The 24111-nt window shown below is 42.6% G+C and carries 15 protein-coding genes; 5 read left to right on the forward strand and 10 right to left on the reverse strand.

The window, feature by feature from the left end; all coding sequences use genetic code 11:
• Window positions 1-91: 91 nt before the first annotated feature.
• Entirely contained in the window at window positions 92-2422 is a 2331-nt protein-coding gene (locus IPP86_06210) for a TonB-dependent receptor (protein ID MBL0138111.1), read from the forward strand.
• A gap of 92 nt (window positions 2423-2514) precedes the next feature.
• Window positions 2515-3255, forward strand: coding sequence for a 3-deoxy-manno-octulosonate cytidylyltransferase (gene kdsB, locus IPP86_06215; protein ID MBL0138112.1), 741 nt, complete (start codon window positions 2515-2517; stop codon window positions 3253-3255).
• Between the two features lie 65 nt (window positions 3256-3320).
• On the opposite strand, the gene IPP86_06220 is transcribed toward kdsB, so the two are convergent.
• The 10 genes from IPP86_06220 to IPP86_06265 form a co-directional block, all read right to left on the reverse strand.
• Window positions 3321-4016, reverse strand: a complete 696-nt coding sequence (locus IPP86_06220) for a PorT family protein (protein MBL0138113.1) — start codon at window positions 4014-4016, stop codon at window positions 3321-3323.
• Window positions 4017-4139: 123 nt separating this feature from the next.
• A complete protein-coding gene (locus IPP86_06225; protein MBL0138114.1) occupies window positions 4140-5363 on the reverse strand; it encodes a T9SS type A sorting domain-containing protein in 1224 nt (407 codons plus the stop codon).
• Window positions 5364-5484: 121 nt separating this feature from the next.
• Window positions 5485-6075 (reverse strand): hypothetical protein, encoded by a 591-nt coding sequence (locus tag IPP86_06230; GenBank protein ID MBL0138115.1) that lies wholly within the window; start codon window positions 6073-6075, stop codon window positions 5485-5487.
• Window positions 6076-6254: 179 nt separating this feature from the next.
• Complete coding sequence (locus IPP86_06235; GenBank protein MBL0138116.1) at window positions 6255-6965, reverse strand: hypothetical protein; 711 nt, start codon at window positions 6963-6965, stop codon at window positions 6255-6257.
• A 396-nt stretch (window positions 6966-7361) separates the two neighbouring features.
• A complete protein-coding gene (locus IPP86_06240; GenBank protein MBL0138117.1) occupies window positions 7362-8201 on the reverse strand; it encodes a hypothetical protein in 840 nt (279 codons plus the stop codon).
• A 70-nt stretch (window positions 8202-8271) separates the two neighbouring features.
• Window positions 8272-11229: a hypothetical protein gene (locus IPP86_06245; GenBank protein MBL0138118.1), complete on the reverse strand. Its 2958-nt coding sequence runs from the start codon at window positions 11227-11229 to the stop codon at window positions 8272-8274.
• A gap of 363 nt (window positions 11230-11592) precedes the next feature.
• Complete coding sequence (locus tag IPP86_06250) at window positions 11593-17112, reverse strand: PKD domain-containing protein (GenBank protein ID MBL0138119.1); 5520 nt, start codon at window positions 17110-17112, stop codon at window positions 11593-11595.
• A gap of 366 nt (window positions 17113-17478) precedes the next feature.
• Window positions 17479-19569: a response regulator gene (locus IPP86_06255; protein ID MBL0138120.1), complete on the reverse strand. Its 2091-nt coding sequence runs from the start codon at window positions 19567-19569 to the stop codon at window positions 17479-17481.
• Window positions 19570-19732: 163 nt separating this feature from the next.
• Entirely contained in the window at window positions 19733-21031 is a 1299-nt protein-coding gene (locus tag IPP86_06260; GenBank protein MBL0138121.1) for a deoxyribodipyrimidine photo-lyase, read from the reverse strand.
• A 170-nt stretch (window positions 21032-21201) separates the two neighbouring features.
• Window positions 21202-22122 carry a TIGR01777 family protein gene (locus IPP86_06265; GenBank protein MBL0138122.1) on the reverse strand — a complete coding sequence of 307 codons (921 nt, stop codon included), beginning with the start codon at window positions 22120-22122 and terminating at the stop codon, window positions 21202-21204.
• A 224-nt stretch (window positions 22123-22346) separates the two neighbouring features.
• Between IPP86_06265 and rplM the strand changes: the two genes are divergently transcribed.
• Genes rplM through rpsB form a run of 3 tightly spaced genes read left to right on the forward strand, consistent with a single transcriptional unit; the run spans window position 22347 to window position 24093 of the window.
• Complete coding sequence (gene rplM, locus IPP86_06270) at window positions 22347-22793, forward strand: 50S ribosomal protein L13 (GenBank protein ID MBL0138123.1); 447 nt, start codon at window positions 22347-22349, stop codon at window positions 22791-22793.
• Between the two features lie 10 nt (window positions 22794-22803).
• Window positions 22804-23190, forward strand: a complete 387-nt coding sequence (rpsI, locus tag IPP86_06275; protein MBL0138124.1) for a 30S ribosomal protein S9 — start codon at window positions 22804-22806, stop codon at window positions 23188-23190.
• A 54-nt stretch (window positions 23191-23244) separates the two neighbouring features.
• Window positions 23245-24093: a 30S ribosomal protein S2 gene (gene rpsB, locus IPP86_06280; GenBank protein ID MBL0138125.1), complete on the forward strand. Its 849-nt coding sequence runs from the start codon at window positions 23245-23247 to the stop codon at window positions 24091-24093.
• Window positions 24094-24111: the final 18 nt, after the last annotated feature.

A 24111-nucleotide genomic window follows, 5' to 3' on the forward strand; every position in this document is an offset into this window, starting at 1 on the left:
TGAATTGAATTCTGAATAGCAATCGAAAAAAATCTGTTATACTTGTTCGTCCAAATTCAAATAAACAGAATTTGGAGGCCAAGATTACGACATGAGCATCGCTTCCACAATCCAATATAAGCTGAGAAATTTTATGACTCTTGGCTTCCTTCTTTGCTTTTCCCTGAATTCCTACTCTCAAAACGCTCAGCTCAAAGGAAAAATAAGTACTTCGGGAGGAGAGGCTTTGCCCGGAGCTATTGTAATGTCCGACAGTACAACAGGAACCACCACAGACCTGAACGGACTTTTTCAGTTGTCCCTTGCACCCGGCAATTACAATCTGACAATAAAATTAATTTCATTTTCAGAAAAGAAAATAAGTATTCATCTCAACCCCGGCGAAATCCGGGAAATGAATATAATCTTAGAACCATCTTCGCGAGAACTGAAACTGGTTGTTGTCAGTGCAGGAAAATTTGAACAAAAGATTGAAGACGTTACTGTGTCCATTGAAGTTTTGAAACCACGACTGGTCGAAGAGCGGGCAACCACGACCATGGAAGACGCGATGGATTATGTTCCCGGCGTGAACATCATCGATGGTCAGGCTAATATCAGAGGAGGTAGCGGCTGGAGTTATGGTGCGGGGAGCCGCGTTCAGATACTGGTTGATGATTTGCCAATGCTCACTGCCGACGCTGGTGACGCGAAATGGAGTTTTTTACCTGTAGAAAATCTTGAGCAGGTAGAAGTCATTAAAGGGGCTTCATCCGTATTGTTCGGTTCCTCGGCTTTAAATGGCGCGATCAATCTGCGTACAGCTTTTCCCCGTGATACGCCCATGACAAAAATTAATTTCCAGACAGGTGTTTATGATAGGGCTAAAGTGAAATTTGATACCTCTGAATATGCATTGAATGCTCCTGAAAGTATCCGTAATAAACAAGGCGTTTTGAGTTTTCTGCACAGCAGGCAAATCGGTCAGCTGGATCTGGTTGTCGGGGGAAATATGTTTATCGATGAAGGTTACCGTGAAGGAGAAAATGAACAACACGGACGTTTCAACCTGAATACACGTTATCGGTTTAAAAACATCGAGGGATTATCCATAGGCATTAATGGTAATACCATGATGTCGGCAGGTACATTATTTTTTATCTGGAAGAATGATTCCAGTGGAGCCTACCAACCGGCACCGACAACACTCAGTGACTACACTACTTACCGAACCAATCTGGATCCTTTTATCACCTATATCGGTAAAAAAGGAAGTTCGCATAAAATTCGCACACGGTGGTTTAATTCAAAGAATGAAAACAACACCAATCAGGAATCAACAGGCAATGTCTACTATGGCGAATATCAGTATCAGAAACGATTCGGCGAGAAAGCCACCATCACTGCCGGCGTTGTGGATCAGGAAAACAAAGTAAGAAGCGAATTGTATCTCGACCATTCAGGCAATCAACTCGCTGCATATATCCAGGGCGATGTAAAATGGAAAATGCTGACCTTCTCCGCCGGAGCAAGAGCTGAGCAAAATAAAATCGATTCCATTCGCGAAGACTGGACACCTGTTTTTCGCGGTGGCATCAATGCTCATGTACTTCAAGGCACCTACTTGCGTGCATCGATTGGTCAAGGCTACAGATTTCCTTCCGTTGCGGAACGTTTTGTCAGAACAAATGTTGGCTCCCTCTACATTTACCCAAACCCCGGCCTGCAGTCTGAAAAAGGATATAGCGCGGAAATCGGTTTTCGCCAGGTTTTGAAATTCGGAAACTGGATTGGTTATCTCGATGCTGCCGCATTCCAAAGTCAATACGAGAACATGATGGAATTCATTTTTGCTCAATGGGGTAAACCATCAGATCCTCTTGTAGGGTTTGGTTTTAGTTCGGTAAACGTGGGCAAGACAAAAATAAAAGGTGTAGACGTATCACTGATGGCTGAAGGGAAAATCGCAGGTGATCTGAACGCCACACTAATGCTCAGTTACACGTATCTCGATCCCAAGCAAACAACATACGACAGTGCTTATGTCGCGAAAGCCGGGAGCGGACAGGTTCGCGGCAGTGACTCAACCGATTTTCTCAAATACAGATTTCGTCATATGGGCAAAGCGGATCTTGAATTCAACTTCCGGAAATTTTCACTTGGAAGCAGTTTGAGATACAACAGTAAAATGGAAAATATCGACTATATCTTCCTTACTCCTTTGTTTGATCAGATTTCACCTCCTGGCCTTGGAATCGGTGATTACAGGCTCCAGCACGATCACGGAGATCTGGTGCTTGATGTAAGAGCAGGCTACCAGGTCAATAAAACACTACGTGCTACGTTCATAGTAAAGAACCTGACGAATTACATTTACATGCAACGACCAGCCGACATGCAGCCTCCCCGTACTTTTGTATTTCAGCTGGCCCTTACCCTGTAAACCGTTGATAAATCAGGGGTTCTGTTGAAAATTATCGGACACCAAATTCATTTTGTTTCTATTTTTGTAAGTTCACAATCCTTCGCAACGAGATGAACATAATCGGAATAATCCCCGCCCGCTTTGGCTCCACAAGGTTTCCCGGTAAACCCCTGGCTGATATTGACGGGAAGACGATGATACAGCGTGTATACGAACAGTGCGTAAAATGCACTCGCCTGTCACGGGTAGTTATTGCAACCGATGATGAACGGATCTTCAACCACGTAGTGGAGTTCGGCGGACATGCGATCATGTCTTCTCCGCAACACCAGAGCGGGACTGACCGTTGCGCGGAAATCATTGCACGTGATGAAACGATACAATGGGATGCTGTGATCAATATCCAAGGCGATGAACCTTATATTCACCCTGAACAAATTGACCTCTTGTGTTCATGCTTTGATCAGTCAGACACCCGTATCGCGACACTTATCAAAAAAATCACTTCTCCTGATGAGTTGTTTAACCATAACAATGTAAAAGTAGTGGTCAACAAACGTGGTGAAGCCATTTATTTCAGTCGTTCTCCTATCCCCTATAACAGAAATTTCCCTGAACAAGACTGGCTGAAATATTCTACATACTACAAGCACATCGGAATTTATGGTTATCGTTCGGATGTGTTGCTTGAGATCTCAAGGCTTTCCAAAACCAATCTTGAAATCACGGAATCGCTGGAACAATTGCGATGGATTGAAAACGGTTACGTCATCAAAGCCGAAGTAACATCTCTTGAAAGTATCGCGATCGACACACCGGATGATTTGCTGAAAATTAAGACGAATGTTTAAACGCATTTTCTAAAAAAAAAGAAAGGGCAGGAAAATTTCCTGCCCTTTCTTTTTTTTATTAAATATCATTTCGGTCCAAAAACCAAAGCTGCACCCACCTGAATTACAAAGTTGTGTCCGGCATTTTCGTCTTTTACAAATTCCCCATCCTGCACTTTCCCGAATCCTGTTGAAGCCCTTGCATAAACCATCAGCAATGCCGGTAGTTTATAGCCAATACCACCTACAAGCGAAACATCTGATTTGTGAAAGCTGAGATCATTAGAAACAGTTGGTGTTGTCGGCTGAGGCGATTGACCATTTACACTGATAGTAGCGGTAGTATTCACAGTGGCATTATCAGAAATCAGATAAGAAAGCTGCGGTCCGGCCTGAATCATGAATCCTTTGTGCTCGCCGGAATACCAGGTCAGCAAGGCAGGAATGTCGATATAGCCCAGTGTCGCGTTTACATCGGCAACAGCCGTGATCACAGCAGTACTGTTGGTTGTATCGTAAGGTTGCGCGGAAGTACTTGAGGTGTATTCGTATTTGTATCCTTTGACCGAATACAAAACTGAAGGCATCAGACTAAAATGTTTCGTGAGTGAAATGTCAAGAAACAAACCACCATGCCAGCCGAGCTTTGAATCTACAGTAAGATCGGTTCCCGAAAGTGTAGCGATATTTAATCCGGCCGTCGGGCCAATTCGAAATTGTGCGAAAGTTGCAGTGCTGAACAATGCAGAACACAACAACGCGGAGATCAGAAGTTTTTTCATAGGAAATATATTTACTTAAAATTACGAAAATCTTCCCGCACTGCAAAAAAACATGAACGCAATGTTAAATCATTCGAAAAATCAGTTCAAAAATCAAATCAATAGAATTGAATTGTTAAATTTTCACTCGACTATTAATTTCCCATTGTAAGTAGTTCCATGAGACTGAATCAGTCGGTAGAAATAAATTCCGGACTCTAAAGTCAGTCGTTTAATTCTGATTTCATTTCCTTTCACATGTTCTTTACGGATCATTTTACCACTGGAATTAAACAACATGAAATCCGAATCAGGTCCGGCTTCGATTGGCAAATGAATTACTGTTTCCGTTTGGAAAGGGTTGGGGCCATTTGAAAGTATATTCGAGGTTCCCGGATTTTCAATGATTCTTGTCGTGAAAGAATGAATAAATGAATCCAGATCAAAGCTCCACAATTGCGGATCTATATTGAATACAAATTGCTGAAATCGTTCATTGGTGATATAACCATAATGATTATTCCTGAAACAAACACCTTCCACCTGTCCTACATTCAAGGCGGTGCCAAGAGAAAATCTTCTTTTGTTGCCACTGAAAAAATCCCGGCCTGAATAATCATAGAGCAACCATAGAAAACAAGGCGCCAGTACAACATTGTCGTAACCCAGCAATACTATCGAACCATCATTTGCCATCGCGGCCGAAGTGACAAGTCCGTTCACTTCAAAACTATCTCGCAAGGTCGCGACGTAATTCCCCGGTGCAGCCGGTATGAGATAGTGCCGTGTTCGTTTGTTCACCCAATCTTTACAAAAAAGGTGTAGTGAATCATCATGATAAAAAAACGCTTCACAATCAAAACGAGTCGCGTTCAGGTTTGGCGTGAAATCAACCTGATCGGGATAAGAAAATAAAATTGTATCCGCTGTTGCACTGATACTGGTTTGATTTAAAGAATCTTTATTGACCCGGAATATTCTGAGATCTGTGCGATCACCGGAGTTATTTCCGAAATCTCCCAGGAAAAAATATCCGTTTCCTTCAGTAATATCTTCCCAATCTGTATTGATGGTGTTGGTAACCGTCACCTCCCGGGTCGAGAGTCCGGAAACTGTATCCAACTGATAAACGGAGTTTTCAGTATTATCAACATGTGTCCATAGCTGATCATTAAAAAATGACACACCAGAACTTTCATCCAGAAGTGGCGAATCCAAACCTGCAAGTCTGGTTAAAGAAAGTGTTGTTGCCGCATAAGTACAAGAACCATCATTGATGATCGCGGAAGGATTGTAATTGCTGGCCTGGGGATCTGTGCAACCTGACTGAGCAAAAGATTGCGTGAATGCAAATAAGGACACTCCCAAAATCAGAGTTTTACTAAGCCTCAAAAGAAAAAATAAGATGAATTTCATACCCGGGGGAAAGGTCTTGTTTCGGAGACCAAATTAACATTCCCTCAGGTTTAAAAAAAATAAACTTGGTGAGTTATAAATCCGGGGCGACGATGAACTCAATTTGAAGGGTGTAAACACCCGGCCTGTAGGTCAGTCCCGGAGTAACCTTCAAATCCACCTTGAATTGGTAACACTGAGGATCCGTAGTATAACTTCCCGCGGCATTTGTTCCAACCGGTGAAGGGTCCGAACAATTGATGTCGGCGTCAACAGCCATATGATTTCCAATAAAATCAAGTGTAGAAGTCGCGATATCCTGCAAAGGTGCATAGCCTGAAATCAAAGGAGTATTGCTGAGGTTGTGCACACGCATTTGCAAAATACTTACCGGAGGTTGCCCGTTACCGGAACTCGTGTAATACTGAGCGTTGTCCCAGGTTCCCGGAGTTGTTGTGACCGCACCTGCATACAAATCCCAACCGATACCTATGGCTTCAATATTTACTGTAACCGCATTTGGAATCACTATTCCATTCACCAACTTGGCAACAGAATTGAACGTGAATTCAACATTCGGATTTGTAGCAAGCGTAATGTCTACAGTTTGTGCTCTTCCGGCTTGGCCATAAAGAAATAATCCCGCAAAAAGGACGATTGTCCTCAGCGGTTTAAATTTCTTCATCTGAATTAGTTTCATAATAGATCCTTACCTGACAACGCCTTGTAATGCAGCGCGAAAGTTATGCCTGCTCCTGATCTTAGGTTTACTGGATTCCTTTCTGAAATGTTACGGACAATTAAAAAAACAAAAGCAACCTCCGGGGTGAGAGGTTGCTTTTGTTCATCACTTCAGACCAGGGATTAAAGGTCTTCGGTAAGTGTGTACACAACTTCCAGGTCATAAAAACCAGGTTGTGCGTAAGGATTTGTAGCTGTAAATGTCGCAGTAGCTACAGTTGGGTATTGTGTAGTCAAATCCGGGAAATTCGCAGGCACACCCGGTTTGATACGGTAGTGAACGAGGAATTTGTTTGTGAGCGGACTTGCAGAGGAAGTTGCAGGAGCATAACTGCTTGCAACACCTTGTCCGAATTCACCGGCGAGGAACTGTGTATTCAATGACGGAGTCAAAGAAGCGGTGTTACCTCCGAGATTACTGAACAGACCGATGAAGTTGTCAAAGGTCAATGGAGCGGCAACGTTGTTTGCCTGGATAGATTGCATTTCCAGAATTTCAGAAGGCAATGTACCGGTACCGTTAGTACCTGCACCATAAGCAATCTGTTGTGTCCAGAATTCAGTACTTGGTTGTGCATACAAATCCCAAGGAACTGTTGCTTCTACTTCAAGACGCGTTGCATTGTACTTTGTAATACCAACCTGGTATTTTTGAATGGTGTTGAATACAAAGTCTACCTGAGGCTCTGTAGTCATCGTTAATTCAAGGATTCCTTGAAGGTCCATTGTTACAGCTACATATTCCTGATCGGAAAGTTGAGCTTTAGTTTGTCCTACACTGAATACGCCGGCTATTGCGGTCATCAGGAGTGTTTTTTGTACGATCTTCTTCATTGGCTATAAGTTTTATTTTGTGGGGTGAATTGAATTACAAATTAACGACACTGTGAAAGTTACGGGGATCAATTTTTTGAATTTCCTTACAGAAAAACTGTTTAATCATAATTAATCCAGATTTGGTTGGTATTTGGGGACAGGTTATGAGTTATGAGTTATGAGTTATGAGTTATGAGTTATGAGTTATGAGTTATGAGTTATGAGTTATGAGTTATGAGTTATGAGTTATGAGTTATGAGTTATGAGTTATGAGTTATGAGTTAAAATTTAAAAAATAACAATTAACATTTGAATATAGTATACAGAAATAAAATCCTAAGTTGATAGTAAATGGCACTTATCTTATACTTTATACTTTGTACTTTATACCTTATACCTTATTCTCCATACTCATCAATTGACTTCAATCTGCAGTTCAGCTGCCTGAACATTTTCACGGCTTCCGAAATCAACGACACCAAGTACCGAGTATTTACCTTTTGATAATGTAGTTGGCACATTAAATTTTATTTCTCGAATTCCTCCGGGGAGAACTGTAAATGCAATTGGCTTCACTCTTTCCTCTTCACCACTTTGAAGATTTGTAAATTCAAGATAAGAAGCACAATCCAGGATTGCTTCTCCTGTATTTCTCATTCGCATGACAAGAATTCTTCCTTTATCACCGTCAGCTGCCACATCTTTGAAGCTTTCTATTTCCGCTTTTCGAAGCGTCACTGTTGGAGGAGTCTGGAAAATATGCGCGACAAACTGGAATGTTTCATTCACACCAAGACCTATCGCATTTTTGTCATTGAGCTCAGCAGCCTTTTTCTCTTTCGTTAATTTAATGCGCATCGCAGCCCATTTCACTTTATTCGCGTCGGGAGCGGATGGAACCTGTAACAAGACCTGAATCTTTTGTGTTTGTCCCGGATCTATTTCAAAAAACGAAGGCGTTGCGCTAAGCCAGCGCGAACAGGAATTTTCACTTCCTCCGGCGTCCATGAAACGGCTTTTCCCTTCAATCCCTGCCGGTTCAAAATCCGAAAACGATACTGTGAAGGACTGACGTACGGCAGAATTATTAGTTACACTAATTTCCTGTGTTTTGTATTCACCAATCGCCACTTTGTAATAAAGTCGGCTCGGAGATATTGAAACACTCTGCGCATTCGCGAAACCAATCCCTGACAAAGTCAGAATTACGATTGCACAGAAATTTTTAAAAATTTGACGCATTTGGGTATTCATGATCGGTATTTGGTTTTTGATTTTTTATTATTAAACGCAAATTATTTCCTTAGGTTTATCCTGTTTACCACTATTTGACCAATTCTCCGTCACTATTAAACTTTTTAATCTCCATTTTTCTTCGCTTTTCAGCAACGTTAAATGTGACATTGTAATTATCGATAGGATGCGTGAGATCAAGACTCATTTTACTTTGGACGAAAATGAATTTGCTTCCCAGCGCCGCATCGTTAATAGATAAAGTATAGATACCGGTTGGCAGGAACAATGAAAACTGTCCATCACGATCAGTCAGACAAGAAAATGTCTTACCTACTGAATCAATTGCTGTAACCCTTATTCGTGACAAGTCAAGCTTTCCTTCTTCATTGGAATATTTATCTCTGGAAATTAAGATCGATCCAAGCAATTTGATTCCTCGACTCAGCGGAAGATAAATTGTTGTGCGTTTATCAATAGGAACTTCCACGCTGTTCACATCAAACCATTCTCCCTGACTCATCAGTGGCGTTGCTTTCATCAGGTAAACTCCCGGAGCTACATTGTCGTAGAAAATCGCGCCTTTTGAATCCGTCACAAATTCTTCGGATTCGTCACGTCCAATAGATAATGTATCCGGACGATCTGTCGGCGGACTCTTCTTACGAATGCTTACCAGCATATTTTCAACGCCTTCTTCGTTATTGTCTTGTTTACCGTTTCCGTTCAGATCTTTAAATACAACTACGCGTACATTGCAGAATTTCTTTCCCGGGATTGGAATTCCAATTTGCTTCTTCACACCAAAACCCATGTTCAGCTCCTGTGCACTCAGCTTTTCAAAAGGAGCTCTGCTTTGCAAATCATCCAAAAGCGGATTGGCTGCTTGTGAATTGCTGAAGAATGAAGCATAAACTGAAAAACGGAATCCGCTATTTGTATAATAGAACATCTCAGGTCTCAACCTGAAATTAAATTTCTTGTAGAATGTTTCATACAGCACGTTGCTTGTGGTGGTGAGCAGGAATTTTCCTTCTCCAAACCAATGATCATACGCCGCATTTGCATGAATTGTCTGAGGATTGATTCTGTGATTCACAAAACGCAATTGTTCCGACAACTGATTCGGACCGTAGAAATACCTCACATTGAAAAAGAAATTCTCCCATCGGGCGAGGACACTTAATCTCGCCAGAAAGAAAGAAGGAATATCATAATCCGGAAGATGGGCGTAACCCATAAACAAGGTGGATGAAACCTTCGCCATCCCTGAATTTCTCGCACTGTATTCAAAGCCGGAACCAAATGTATTCACCTGGAGCAACATATTTTCTTCTTCGATATAGGTTGGCTTGATAGCTACCATAGAAGAAGGAGTACTGATTCCCCAGCGCACTTCGTACCTGTCAGAACGAATATAAATTCCGGATTGACGAACACCATTTATATAAAAGGAAGGTCTTTGTGTAAAATTCTGTGTACTGAACGCAAGATTATTGTGTCTGTTGAGTGAATATGTTGTTCGTGTAGAATACATCTTTACCCCGCGGGCAAGAGAATAATCCGAAGAACCTTGCATGGTCGAAGCAGTAAAACTTAAAATACGTGTACTTCCTGTATAACTCAGATCGTATCCGAATCCGGGACGAGTCGCTGCAGAACCAACAGAAGGTGTCCATGTTTCAAGGGTATATCCTCCACCTGCCGATACCTGATGGTGAGAGTTAATTTTCCAGGATGCAAATGTGTTTGACAAAGCATTGGTAGTACTCAATGGAGTATTCGTGATGTAACTGAAGTAATTACTCCACGATACATTTTTCAATTGCAGATGATGATACAGTCCATACCCCTCCGATTGATGCGAACGGAAAAAATAAGGAGCACGAACAATCATTGCACCTATTGTATTCTTGCCTAATGTATAAGAGCCTTTAAATCCACGGCCGCTCAGCAAACTTCGTCCCCAGCCATTTACTTCACCGGCTTCGAAGGTCATTTTATCTGAAAAATATCCAACGTAATGATTCGTTCCGAGATAACTGTTTTCATCCAGGAAATTCGTGACAAAGACAGATTGTAAACGGTAGGTCAGAAATTTATCCTCACCAAAACTGGTGCTGCCATATGCATCGAGTGCCATGGTTGTTCCATCTGAGAGAACGTCATAAACATTTGCTTCCAGTGTCAGCGGTAATGCGGTATGACTAAATTCATTTTTCTGACCACGGCTGCCAACTTTATTGAATTGAACAGTACCGGTCCAGCTTTGATTGTTCAAACCTGAAGTACTTCTTGCCATCACCTGTATTGGAAAAATTTCACGAGGACTACCCGTACCCATCAAACCATCTTTCTTTCCCGCGTAACGGTTCTTATCCATGAGACGATTTACAGAAAACAACAATGTTGTATCTACGCCAACTGGCAGGGAAATGGTGAATGTGAGTAATGCCGGTTGATTTGTTTCAGAATTCAGAATCTGTAAATGACGATCCGGTAGCATGGTAACCCGGATAATTTCTTCCGCGTTTCCTAAATTCTGCAAGCGAATCCTGAATCCACTAGAATCAACATGATTAATAAAGTATACCTGTTTAGAAGGAAGAAAGGCCTTCCATTGAGAATTCGCTTTGATATCTACATACCAGTTCTGCGCGGCAAATTGCAATCCTTTATCTGAAACAAGCAGGATAGTGACAATATAACTGGTCCCGCCTTTGGAAAGTTTTTGAGGAATAACACGAACCGGAATAAAGATGGAATCATTCGTATTCAGATCGATGTCCTCTTCATGTGAACCCAGTAGCTCCCATCCGGCAGGAAGAGAGTAATCCATGTGAAAGCGAACCGGTCTGCCCGTATAATTTGCAACCTTGAGTACATTCGATGCAACTTCGCTTGCATCTTGCACTGTATTATTTCTCAATAATGTCGCATCAATTCCATAAGAAGCGGATTTCGCCTCCGCCCAGGAGATGAGCATGCCCACAGTCAACAAAACGTGACTGAAAATGAGCATTTTCTGAATGATAGACTTCGACGACATTACATACTAATAACGCTGATGTGTCATCAACGATACCTCGAAATGTTCGGATTACTTACATTTTTTTTGTTAATCTGGATTAAGAATGAAGAAGAGCAAAACTTCCTGAACGGATTCCAATTGTTTTTTTAAACTGTAAGAAAATGGAATTATTTGTCCTGGATCAGTGTGAATACATTTGAATTTTGAAGAAAAAGTGAAAAGCAAAAATCAGATAAAGAAATTTTGACAAAAATAAAGTGTAAGATTTTTTTCTTTTCATTCAAAAATTAAAAGCACGAAGACTTAATTCCAAATCATTCGGATCTGAGATCAGAAATTGCTTGAAGAATTAGAATTCACTAAACGGGAAAAATTGTGAGATCATCGCACCAGGGTAACATGCCCAATGAAACGGTGCTTCTTCCCTTTGTAATCCTCCGCATCAATCACATATTCGTACACATCATTCTGACAAAGATTATTGTTACCATAATATGTACCGTCCCAGGGTTCATGCATGCTTTGTGAGTGAAAAATTTCAAGTCCCCAACGGTCTATGATCCACATTTCATAGCGTGTAATGCCACGACCAACAGCAATGAATCCATCATTTACTCCGTTTCCATTTGGAGTGAATGCATTGGGTACATAAATCGTGACAATTTCATCCACATGTATTTGCCTGTAGGTTGTATCCGGACAGGAACCATTGCTTGTTACAATGAGCTGAATGGTATATGTCCCGCTATCTGCATACACATGCATTGGATTTGAGCTTACACTATCTGTTGTTCCATCGCCAAAATTCCAGTTCCAGGAGATTGCATCACTGCTATTGTCGATGAAATTGACAGACGGATTAAAAATATCTACAGCATAAGCATCAGGTGTGAAATCAGCGACCGGATATCCATAAACAGTTACAGCGTTCTCAACAACTTGTTGTGATGTACAACCATAAGGCGAAGTAACCGTGAGCGCGACATCGTATTGTCCGGGTATTGAATATACATGCTGGGGAGCAGTATCGTTTGAAAATGTCTGATCTCCCAGATCCCAGGAATAAGATGATCCGTTTTCAGTAATTGAATAATTATGAAAGTCAACCGCTACAGGTGTACAACCTTCAATTAAGTGCGGAAGAAATTGCGCTTCGGGCAAAGGGTAAATTCGGATATCGACTGCATCTGATACAGGCGGACTGCAACCATCCGTTAATGTAACTGTAAATGTGGAATCATGATCAGGAGAAACGGAAGCGACAGCGGTGTGGATAAGACTATCGTTCCAGTTGTATGTGTACGGACCACCATTCCCTCCACTACCGGATGCTGAAATCTGCGCCACATTTCCTTCACACAAAGCGATATCACCCGCAGCTTCTACATTCAAAGGAGGAAACACCGGTTGTGAGATCACCTGAGGCGCGGTCGGACAATTGAATGCGTCCGTCACACTCACAGTATAAGAATTGGATGTTGATGGAGAAACCTCAGTAGTCGATGTAGTGTCACCTGTACTCCAAAGAAATGCATAGGGTTGTGTACCTCCTGAAACATTGACTGACAAAACCGATGATTGCCCGATACAGATTGTATCCGGCTGATCAACAGCCAGGGTCAATGGAGCGGCTTGAACAATGTTCACTTCTGTATTGGAAATACAATTATTCCTGTCAGTCACAGTAACAGTGTATGTTCCGATTCCCAATCCGTTAATCTGATTCGTAGTTTGTCCGGATGGTGTCCACACATATGAATACCCGGGAGTTCCCCCGCTCACATCCACCTGTGCAGATCCACTGGCTGCTCCGTAACAGGAAACAGGTGTTGTTTGCGTTGACAACTCGAGTTCCACAGGTTCTTCCACAGTTACTGTATCCGTTTTCATACATCCGTTTGTGTCCCTGACAGTCATGGAATAATTTCCTGCAGGGAGACCGATGGCCATTGTTGATGTCCCGCCGGCGGGGAACCAATTGTAAGTATACCCCGGACTACCTCCCTGCACAATTGCTGAAGCGACACCGGTTGCCGATCCATTGCAAAGAGCCGGGAGAGTATTCAGGGTCAGCTGAATTTCCGTTGGCTGAGTGATGACCGTTTGTTCTGTATGTGTACATCCGTTTTCATCTGTAACGGTAAGAGTATATGTATTTGCAGGAAGATTTTGAGCTGAAGAAGAAATACCTCCGGAAGGTATCCATGCATATTGATAAGGCGGAACACCTCCGGTTACTCCTGCTTGCGCGCTACCATTCGCCGATCCGAAGCAATCTGTTGGATTGGATCTGATGATGGTAACAATGGGTTCAGGCTGAAGGATAGTGAGTGTATCCATAGCCGAACATCCATTGACATCGCTCACCACAACAGTATACCTGCCGGCTGTAAGATTCGAGGCAGTAAGATTATTCCCTCCTGTAGGAGACCATGTGATTTGAAAAGGCGCGATTCCGGAAAGAACAGTAACTGTTGCAGCTCCCTGATTTCCTCCATTGCACAATACATTCTGATCGACACTGGCATTTACAGACGGACCTGAACGTGAGGGAATATTTGCCTGTGCAGTTTGTGTGCATCCGTTCAAATCAGTAGCGCGAACAGTATAAATTCCGGTAGGCAAACCTACTGTTGAGGCGCCATTGCCTCCTGCAGGTGTCCAGCTATATAAATACACCGGAGTTCCTCCCTGCACGTTTACTGTCGCTGTTCCATCACTGACTCCACAAGTCGCCGGTGTAGATGAGACCGACAATTGCAGCAAGGGAGGCTGGTTAATCATAACGGTTCCTGTAGAAGTGCAAGAGTGCGCATCCGTAACTGTTACTGTATAATACCCGGCGGGAACATTCGTAAATGAAGATCCTGAACCATTGCCCGGCGACCAGGAATATGTATAGCCGGCACTACCACCATTCACCGCGACTGAAACAGATCCTGTACTGCTTCCATAACAAAGCGCAGGATTTCCGGATGTTGCAAGGGCCAGAGTTGTTGGCTGCTGTACTGTTGTTGCAGCAGTTTGAGTACATCCGCCGGCATCAGTGACAGTAACGGTATATATTCCTGCCGTTAAATTGACAGCAGTATCATTCAGACCTCCGCTTGGCGCCCATAAATAAGTATATCCTGGTGTTCCACCCATAACCTGCACACTACTCAGTCCGTCATTCGAACCATTGCACAAGGCTGGTCTTGAATAAGTGGAAAGCTGCACAAGCGTGGGTTGATTCACAACAGTGCTTGCTGTAACAGTACATCCAGCAAAATCTGTGATTGTAACAGTGTACGTTCCCGCACCAAGTCCGTTAGCAGTAGCATTCGATCCACCGGAAGGAGACCAGGAAAAAGCATATGGAGCTGTTCCATCAGCTGGAATAACTGTCGCGGACCCATCAGTTCCCGCGAAACAATGTGTAGGCACTGCCGATGCTTGCGCTGTTGGCAGCGGGTTGACAAAAATTGAAGCAGCATCAGTGGACGTGCAACCATTGGCATCCGTGACTGTTACAGTGTAATCGGTATTCACAGCAGGAATCAAAGTCAGCTGAGCATTGGCGACAGCACCCGGATCCCATACATATGAAACCCCTCCGCTCGCGGTAAGTGTTGCCTGCGAACCAAAACATACACTCACATTTTGTCCGGCATCAGCTACAGGTAAAGGATTTACAGTTACAAGTACCTGATCGGAAGCACTGCAATTGTTTGTATCCGTAACAGTAATGGTATAAGTTGTTGTCAGCAGTGGCGCCACTATCATCTGAGAGCCCGCTGTTGCTCCGGGATCCCAAGCATAAGTTCCGCCTCCGCTTGCGTTGAGAGTTGTTGAGTCCCCGATACAAATGCTAACATCCAAACCGGCATATGGAACCGGCAATGGATTCACGGTAATGTCGGCAACATCCGTCGAAGTACAACCATTCGCGTCTGTAACGGTAACAGTATAGGAAGATGTAGCTGCCGGGGAAATCGAAAGCTGAGCGGATGCAACAGCACCGGGATTCCAGAGATACGTTTGACCGCCACTTGCTGATAATGTTGCCTGGGTGCCAAAACAAATTACCGCATCCGGTCCAGCATCTGCCACAGGAAGTGGATTTATCAAAATATTTACATCATCTGTCGCGGTACAACCGTTCGCATCCGTAACAGTTACAGTATATGTAACGTTGCCCGATGGAGTGAATGTAAGTGAAGCGCCCGCAATCGCGCCCGGATCCCACACATAAGTTACACCTCCACTCGCGGTAAGTGTCACAGAGCTTCCCTGACAAACATCCGTATCCGGACCTGCATTCGCAACCGGCAATGGATTAACGGTCATGGTTACCTGATCTGTAGCTGTACAGGAATTCGCATCTGTAACGGTAACCGTATAGGTTGTTGTGGTCGCCGGACTCACAATAATTTGAGGAGTATTAAAATTCCCGGGAGTCCACAGATAAGTTCCTCCACCTGATGCAGTGAAGGTTGCTGAAGAACCTATACACACGGCCTGAGGCTGACCGGCATCAGCCACAGGCAAAGGATTCACGGTAACAGTTACCTGATCTGTAGCAGTACAACCGCTTGCATTCGTTCCTGTAACTGTATAAGTAGTTGTAGAGGCAGGAGTCACCGACAACTGAGCCTGATTGCCTCCTCCGGGATTCCAGGAATAAGTGGTCGCTCCGCTCGCCTGAAGATTCACGGATGATCCCGCGCACACTGCCTGATCAGCACCGGCATTGACGGCGGGTTGTGTGACGGTGATACAGTAAGAAAAAATCTGACTGCCGTTATACGGACAATTATCATCAGTAACAGTCGCGGTGAAACAATATGGAGTAGTGCTAACATCTGCAGCGGTTGGTGTCCAACAAAATGTCGCGGTTGGGCGAGGACCGACAGTAGTTGAGAAAGTAGCCGCCGGAATTGCAAAATCCCATGTCACTGTTGTGTTTTGTGCTGCATCTACATCTGATGACAGAATATTAAAACACAATTGAGCACCGGCACAAACACTTTGAGAAAAACTGTTGGTACCGTTAATACCGGATAATGCCGGCAAAACATTGTTGCAATTTATGACCGTGAGCTGGATATCCCGTTCAACACTTCCTATCAGAACTCCGTTCCGGTATTCCTGAACCAGCACCGCCATCACAGTAACCTCAAGGTTGGTTGGTGTCATACAGATATCACCTGTCTGAGAATTAAATGATACTGCCGGTGATGAAGAAAGTGGTTGTGTAGGAGAAAATGGAGCAACATAAGAAACCGGCAATCCCGCCATGTCATAGGGTGTCATCATTGAATATACGAGAGAGTCTCCGTCCGGATCAAATCCGCCATGATTAAAACAATACTGCTGTCCCTGACATGCAAATGGAACAGGTTTATTTGAAAAAACCGGAGAGTTGTTGCATTGAACGACTGTGTTGTCAAGCGTTGCAAAAATGTACATCAAAGTACTTCCCGGATTATTGATATTGGTGATGGCCAGGTTTCGACAACAGAGATTGTAACTAAAAGTCCAGTCGGCACAAGGCCCGGGCAGATTGATAATCCCTCTGTAAATATATTCCTGGATGCCTGTAAAACCTCCGCCGTTACAAGTAGTTGTATCACTTGGACAAATCGGACTGATCTCCTGTCCTGTTCCTGCAATCTGATAAATGGTTGTGGTGAATGTTCCGTAACAGGAAGAACTGTAAGTGATATCCGCCCACAGATCAGCAGGAACACCAACACAATCCCGATAAAAAGACAGTGTGATTTCATAACTGTTTCCGCCCAGACATCGATACGTGAGATCAGATCCCATCGAATGGCTGGCATAAGATTTTTGTACTCCTCCAAAGAACAAAGAGAGTACAAGAAAACAATAAGTAATCACTCCAATTTTTGCTCTCAACAGAATTTAATAAAAGATAAGAAAATTTATTTCGCCAAATGCGGCGAAACTAGATATACATCCTGTTCACTCAATGAACAATGCAGTAATGTGTGTCTCATGAAAAGCTGCATTCACCTCAATTATTTCAGATGCACTCCTCTGTTCATTTGAAAGCAATCTACATTATGTAAATTAAAGAGCAAAATTTTTTTGGTATCAGTACTCATCATATTTTACTCAATTAAAAATTGCAAAAAGCGATGATTAAAAAATGTAATTACACTATCAAATTCAAATAAAAGATTATTGAAAAAGCATTATGTTAAATGAATAAACATATTTGAATAGATGAGGAAATTCTTTTCCAGGAAAAAAAACAAACAATCAGCTAACGGATAATTTATGTTTATTAGCCCGAATGATCTTTTGAAACAAAACATCCGGATCAAATGGCTTAACAATAAAATCATTCATACCGCACTGAAAACATTTTTCAAGCTCAGGTGTAGAACCGTGTGCTGTCATGGCGATAATCGGTATATTTTTATCCCAGCCCTTTTCTACATTGCGGATGATCACGGCTGTTTCGTAGCCATCCAGTTCCGGCATCAATAAATCCATCAGAATTAAATCGAACTGATGCTCCTGCAACTTTTGCAATGCTATATTTCCATTTTCGGCAACTTCAATTTCAAAAGTCGGGTTCCACTCTTTCAAAGTATCCACTGCAACCATTTGATTAAACGGATTGTCTTCTACAACCAGTATTCTCAGATTATTGAGGGATTGCCGGTCCTCATCCGTCGGGATAAAAGAAATTGATTTAGCAGCTAATGCTTTCTCTTTCTTACTGAAACGAATGGTAAAATAAAACTCCGAACCTTTTCCGACTTCACTGGTCAAAATGATTTCAGAACCGAACAATTGAATCAGTTTTCGAACAATGCCCAATCCAAGTCCGGTACCACCGAAAACTCGAGTAGTCGAGTCGCTTGCCTGCACAAATGGATCAAAGATGATTTCCTGTTTCTCCGATGGAATTCCCATTCCGGTATCTTTCACGGAAAATTTTATTGTCACGTATTCCTCTTCATCATGAACTTGTTCTGCCGATAAGGTCACTGAGCCATTCGATGTAAATTTGATCGCGTTTGAAATCAGGTTCACAAGAATCTGATCCAGTCGGGTTGCATCGCTGCTTATACTTTCCGGAAAATCTCCGGATAAATTTAAATTCAGTTTAATGTTTTTATTTACCCGTTCAGAATTTTCGAAAGACTGAATAATTCCCTCCAGGTTTTCTTTCAAATTAAATTCTCTGCTCTCCAAATGAAGTTTTCCGGAATCAATTTTAGTGAGATCAAGGATTTCATTGACAAGTTTCAGCAGATAATTCGAATTCAAATGAATGACTCTACTGTATTCCGACTCCCGTTCCGGAAGCTTTTCTGACTTAACAAGTAAATTTGAAATCCCGACGATCGCATTCAGCGGTGTGCGGATTTCATGGCTCATTGTTGTCAGAAACTCCTCCTTTAATTTCGCTTGTCGCTGCGCATCTATCTTTTCCTTTTCAAGCTCATCATTTCTTTTTTTGAGATCTTCTGAATCTTTTAATTCAGTTACATCTCTGGCTGTTGCATAAATGAGTTTGTCATCTGCATTCGGATAAGCATTCCAGCTCACCCACATATAGGTACCATCTTTTCTTCTGTACCGGTTTCTGAAAAAGAGAATATTTTCATGTTTTGTACCCAGACTTTCGAGCACATTCATAGTATCAGGAATATCTTCCGGATGAACGAAAGTAATAAAGGGTAATCCGGTTAATTCTTCCTGAGTATAACCAAGCTCTTTGGTAAACGAATCACTGATCTTCAAAAAATACCCATCCTCAGTTGAGATACACATGAAGTCACGTGACAACATGAAAAAATTTTCCAGGACAGCATTTGACTGCTCCAGTTCACGCTTCTTTTTTGTCAGAATAAAATGAGAAACAACCTGGTTCGCCAGAAGTTTCATCGCATTTTTCTGAAAATCCGATAATTCTTTTTCACGTTTATCAAGCACACACAATGCTCCCAGCTTAAATCCATTGGGATCAATGAGCGGGGCGCCTGCATAAAAACACAAATGCGGCTTTCCCGACACCATCGGATTGTTCGCAAAACGCTCATCATTTTTTGCATTTGGAACAATAAATAATTCATCGCCCAGGATAGAGTACTGACAAAAAGATTGGCTCCTTGAAAATTCCTCCGCGTTGAATCCAACTCGCGACTTAAACCACTGACGATTCTCATCGATCAGGCTGATCATTGCTATCGGTGTATCGCAGATTTGAGATGCAAGCTGAGTGATTGCATCGAGGTTCAGCTCGGGAGCTGTGTCCAAAACTCCATAGGATCGCAATGCACGTATACGTTCCGGTTCATTTTCTGGTATAGGTGGAAAAGTAAAATTCTGATCCATGAGGAATAAATTTTAATCCGAAGAAAATAGGATAAAAAAACGAAATTCAATGAAGAAATAATTCTTCCTAAAATAGAAAGTAAAATCTGCATCCGCAAGGGCTGAGCACCTAGTTCACTTCTGGATATAGTTAATTCGTGGAAAATTGCAGGAATACTTCGTCCTACACCTTCAATGAGGACTTATAAAATTCCAGACAGCGTTTCCGCGCAAAAGCATAATCTACTATTGGAGCCGGATAACTGAAATCCTGGAATTCAGGAACCCATTTTTTAATATAGTTCAAATCCGGATCGAATCTTTTTGTTTGTTCGTCCATGCTGAAAATCCGAAAATAAGGAGCCGCATCTACGCCTGTGCCGGCGCTCCATTGCCAGCCACCATTGTTACTCGCCAATTCGTAGTCAAGAAGTTTTTCCGCGAAATACGCTTCTCCCCATTTCCAATCGACCAATAAGTATTTGGTCAGAAAAGTCGCGGTGATCATACGTACACGGTTGTGCATAAAACCGGTCTCATTCAATTCCCGCATACCTGCATCCACAATCGGATAGCCTGTCTTTCCCTCACACCAGCATTTGAATTCCGCTTCATTATTTCTCCATTGCAAAAAATCATACTGCCGTTTGAACGCGCCATTCACGACATACGGAAAATGCCAGAGAACATACATGTAGAATTCTCTCCAGATAAGTTCGTTCACCCATTTTTCGCTGAGTGACCAGGCATAACGAAACAATTCTCTTGGACTTACGGTTCCAAAGCGCAGATGGACACTTATTCTTGAAGTTCCTTCAATACCGGGAATATCACGCGTCTGCTCATAATCACGAATCAGTTGCTCCTTCAAAAAATGCGAAGGGAAATGAACGCTTGTATTTTTAAAGCCGATTTGTTCGAGTGAAAGTATTGACTGTGGATCAGCGGATAAAAAATTCTCAAAATAATTTTCTGTAGGAAAAGACTGGAATGAATCTTCAGCCAACATCATTTTCCATCGTTTCATAAACGGAGTGAAAACGGCGTACGGACTTCCATCATCTTTTAACACATCATTTTTTTCAAAAATCACCTGATCTTTATAGCTGTTAAAACCAATTCCCTTCCCTTTCAAGAACGCTTTTACTGATTCATCTCTTTCTCTCGCATAAGGTTCATAATCGTGATTGGTATAGACAGCAGCTACTTTTGATTCAAGGCAGATTTTTTTCCAGACATCCAACGGTTTACCATAGAATGTCTCCAAACGTGAACCGAATTTTTGTAATTCGGCATTCATTTTTTCGAGTTGCTGATGAATAAACACCAAACGCTTATCAGACTTATTCTCCAGTCGGTCCAGAATTTCAGTATCGAAAATAAATATCGCACGCACAGGTAATCCTGATCGCAAAGCATGATACAAGCCTGCATTGTCGTGCAGACGGAGATCACGGCGAAACCAGAAGATGTTGTGGAGCATTGTTGGTTGTTGGTTGTTAGTGGTTAGTGCTTAGTGGTTAGTGGTTAGTGCTTAGTGGTTAGTGCTTAGTGCTTAGTGCTTAGTGGTTAGTGCTTAGTGGTTAGTGCTTAGTGGTTAGTGGTTAGTTTTGAGAGATTCTGTCCCCCGTCCCCTTCGTCCCTCGTCCCTAATTAATTTGATCCTTTGTCGAGAATCAATTGCATACATTTTAATAAGTCGACATGCATAAATTGAAAACCGGTTTGCTGTAGTTTTTCGGAAGAGACTCTTTGACCGTGCAAAACGATTTCAGATTTTTCACCGAGCAGAATCCGAAGTAGAAAAGAGGGAACGGAGATTGGCCAGAATGGACGGTGCATCGTTTTAGCCAGTGTTTTTATAAATTCCTTATTTGACACAGGAGCCGGAGCGGTGAGGTTGTATACGCCCCGAACATTTGAGTCAGAACTTACATGCAGGATTGCTCTGCACACATCTTCTATATGTACCCATGAAATAAACTGTCGTCCTGAACCAAGTGCCGATCCCACAAAAAATTTCACGGGTATTTTCATAACCGGTAATGCGCCTCCGTTTTGAGCAAGGACAAATCCAATCCGAAGAATAACAACGCGAATCCCCAATTGCTCTATGCGGCGGACAGATTGCTCCCAGGCCAGACAGGTCATTCCAAGAAAATCTTTTCCGGGCGGGTTGTCTTCTTCCATCAATTCAAGTCCGGAATTGCCATAATAACCAGTCGCTGAGGCAGAAACGACAGTTTTCACTTTGGTATTGCCGGATTTGAGTGCATTATATAAAGTATCGGTACTTTTACTCCGGCTTTGGAGGATCTCCCATTTACGTTCTGCCGACCATCTGCCATCTGCAATTCCGACACCGGCGAGATTTACGATGGTATCAACACCATCCAGGGCTTTCGGGTCCATTTCCAGTTTATCAGGATTCCATTGAAAAACAGGGCATTCCAGCTTTTGCTGGTTTCTGCTAAGTACAGAATAGTCAATTTTTTGATCAGAAAGCAGCTTTCGGAGATGTTCGCCGATGAAACCGGAACCACCGGAAATCAGAATTCTTGACGGAGTGGGCATCGGAAGAGATAATTATATTAGTCTGACAAGCGGGGGGCAAAATTGTTTCAAATTTCATTAAAAAATGGGTCATTTAAGGTCTTTTTTTGTGCCCAGGTTTATGCACTATTGCTTCTTTAAGAATAATTTACAAGAGTATTTGTGGAGATTCAAAATTATCCTACTTTTGCAACCCCTTCGGGGAAACCAATTTTTTGCTAATAACCTATAAAAATCATTGAAAAGTGGACGCAGTGAGCTATAAAACTGTTTCGGTTAACGCCAAATCAGCAAACAAAACCTGGGTACTGGTTGATGCCAGCGACATGGTCGTAGGCCGTCTTTCTTCCGAAGTGGCTAAAATCCTTCGTGGGAAAAATAAAACCTGTTATACCCCGCATGCGGATTGTGGTGACTATGTCATCATCATCAACGCAGAGAAGATCCGTTTTACCGGAAACAAAATGAACGACAAAGAATACGTACACTATACGGGTTATCCGGGTGGTCAGCGTTTCGCGACGCCAACGGAATGGATGCGCAAGAATCCTGCGTTAATCCTTGAGAATGCCATTCGTGGCATGCTGCCGAAGAACAGTCTCGGCCGTGAAATCTTCCGTAACCTTCATGTTTACGTCGGAAGTGAGCATCCGCATTCTGCTCAGAAACCTACACCAGTTAAAATCTCCTAATTGACCCATCATGGCTATTATCCACGCTATTGGTAGAAGAAAGACCTCGATTGCCCGTGTCTATGTAGATCTCGGCAACGGAAACATTAAAGTTAACGATCGCGATTTCAAGGAATATTTTCCAACGGGTCCGCTGCAATACATTTTGACACAGGCACAGACTGCTGTCAATGCAAAAGAGATGTACGATATCAACGCCACTGTTGATGGAGGAGGAATCAAAGGTCAGGCTGAAGCGATTCGTCTGGCGATTGCACGTTGCCTCGTGAAAGCGAATGAAGAACACAAATCCGCTCTTCGTAAAGAAGGACTGCTGACACGTGACCCACGCATGGTGGAACGTAAGAAGCCGGGTCAGAAGAAAGCTCGTAAACGCTTCCAGTTCTCCAAACGTTAATCGGAGCTCTATTTCAATCTACAATCAAGAATTTACAATCTACAATTCAATAAAATGTCCAGAGTTTCATACAACGATTTACTCGAAGCAGGTGCCCACTTCGGCCACTTAAAGAGCAAATGGAACCCGAAGATGGCTCCTTATATTTTCATGGAAGCCCGTGGTATCCACATCATCGACCTCAACAAGACTGTTGCTAAAATAGACGAGGCAGCGAATGCAATGAAACAAATTGCAAAGTCAGGCAAGAAAGTATTGTTCGTCGCTACCAAAAAACAGGCTAAAGAAATTGTGTCTGCAGGTGCCGATAAAGTGAACATGCCTTTCATCACTGAGCGCTGGCCCGGTGGTATGCTTACCAATTTCGCGACAGTGCGTAAATCGGTGAAGAAAATGACCGGTTTCGAGAAAATGGCGACCGATGGTACTTTTGATAACATCTCCAAAAAAGAGCGTCTGCAAATTACCCGTCAGAAAGCGAAAATGGAGAAGTTCCTCGGAAGTATCGCCGACCTCAGCCGTCTGCCTGCAGCTTTGTTCATCGTTGACATCAACAAAGAACACATCGCTGTTGCTGAAGCTCAGAAACTCAACATCCCGACTTTCGCCATCACTGATACAAATACAGATCCAACTCAGGTTGATTTTGCAATTCCTGCAAATGATGACGCGACTAAATCCATTGCCCTCATCGTTGATACAATGGTAAAGGCAATCGAAGAAGGTCTTGCTGAGCGTAAAGTGGACAAAGAAATGGAAAAAGAGAAGGAAGAAGAAGCTGAATTGGCAGGTACCGATAAAGTTGTCGCTATCGCTGATGATGAAGAAGAGACAGAAGGCGGAGCACCGGCAGCACCAAAAGCAGGAGCAACACCACGCAAGAGAACAACAAATCGTAAGTAATTTATTACCCTAAATAAT

It is taken from the genome of Bacteroidota bacterium, from assembly GCA_016720935.1.
Classification (GTDB): domain Bacteria; phylum Bacteroidota; class Bacteroidia; order AKYH767-A; family 2013-40CM-41-45; genus JADKJP01.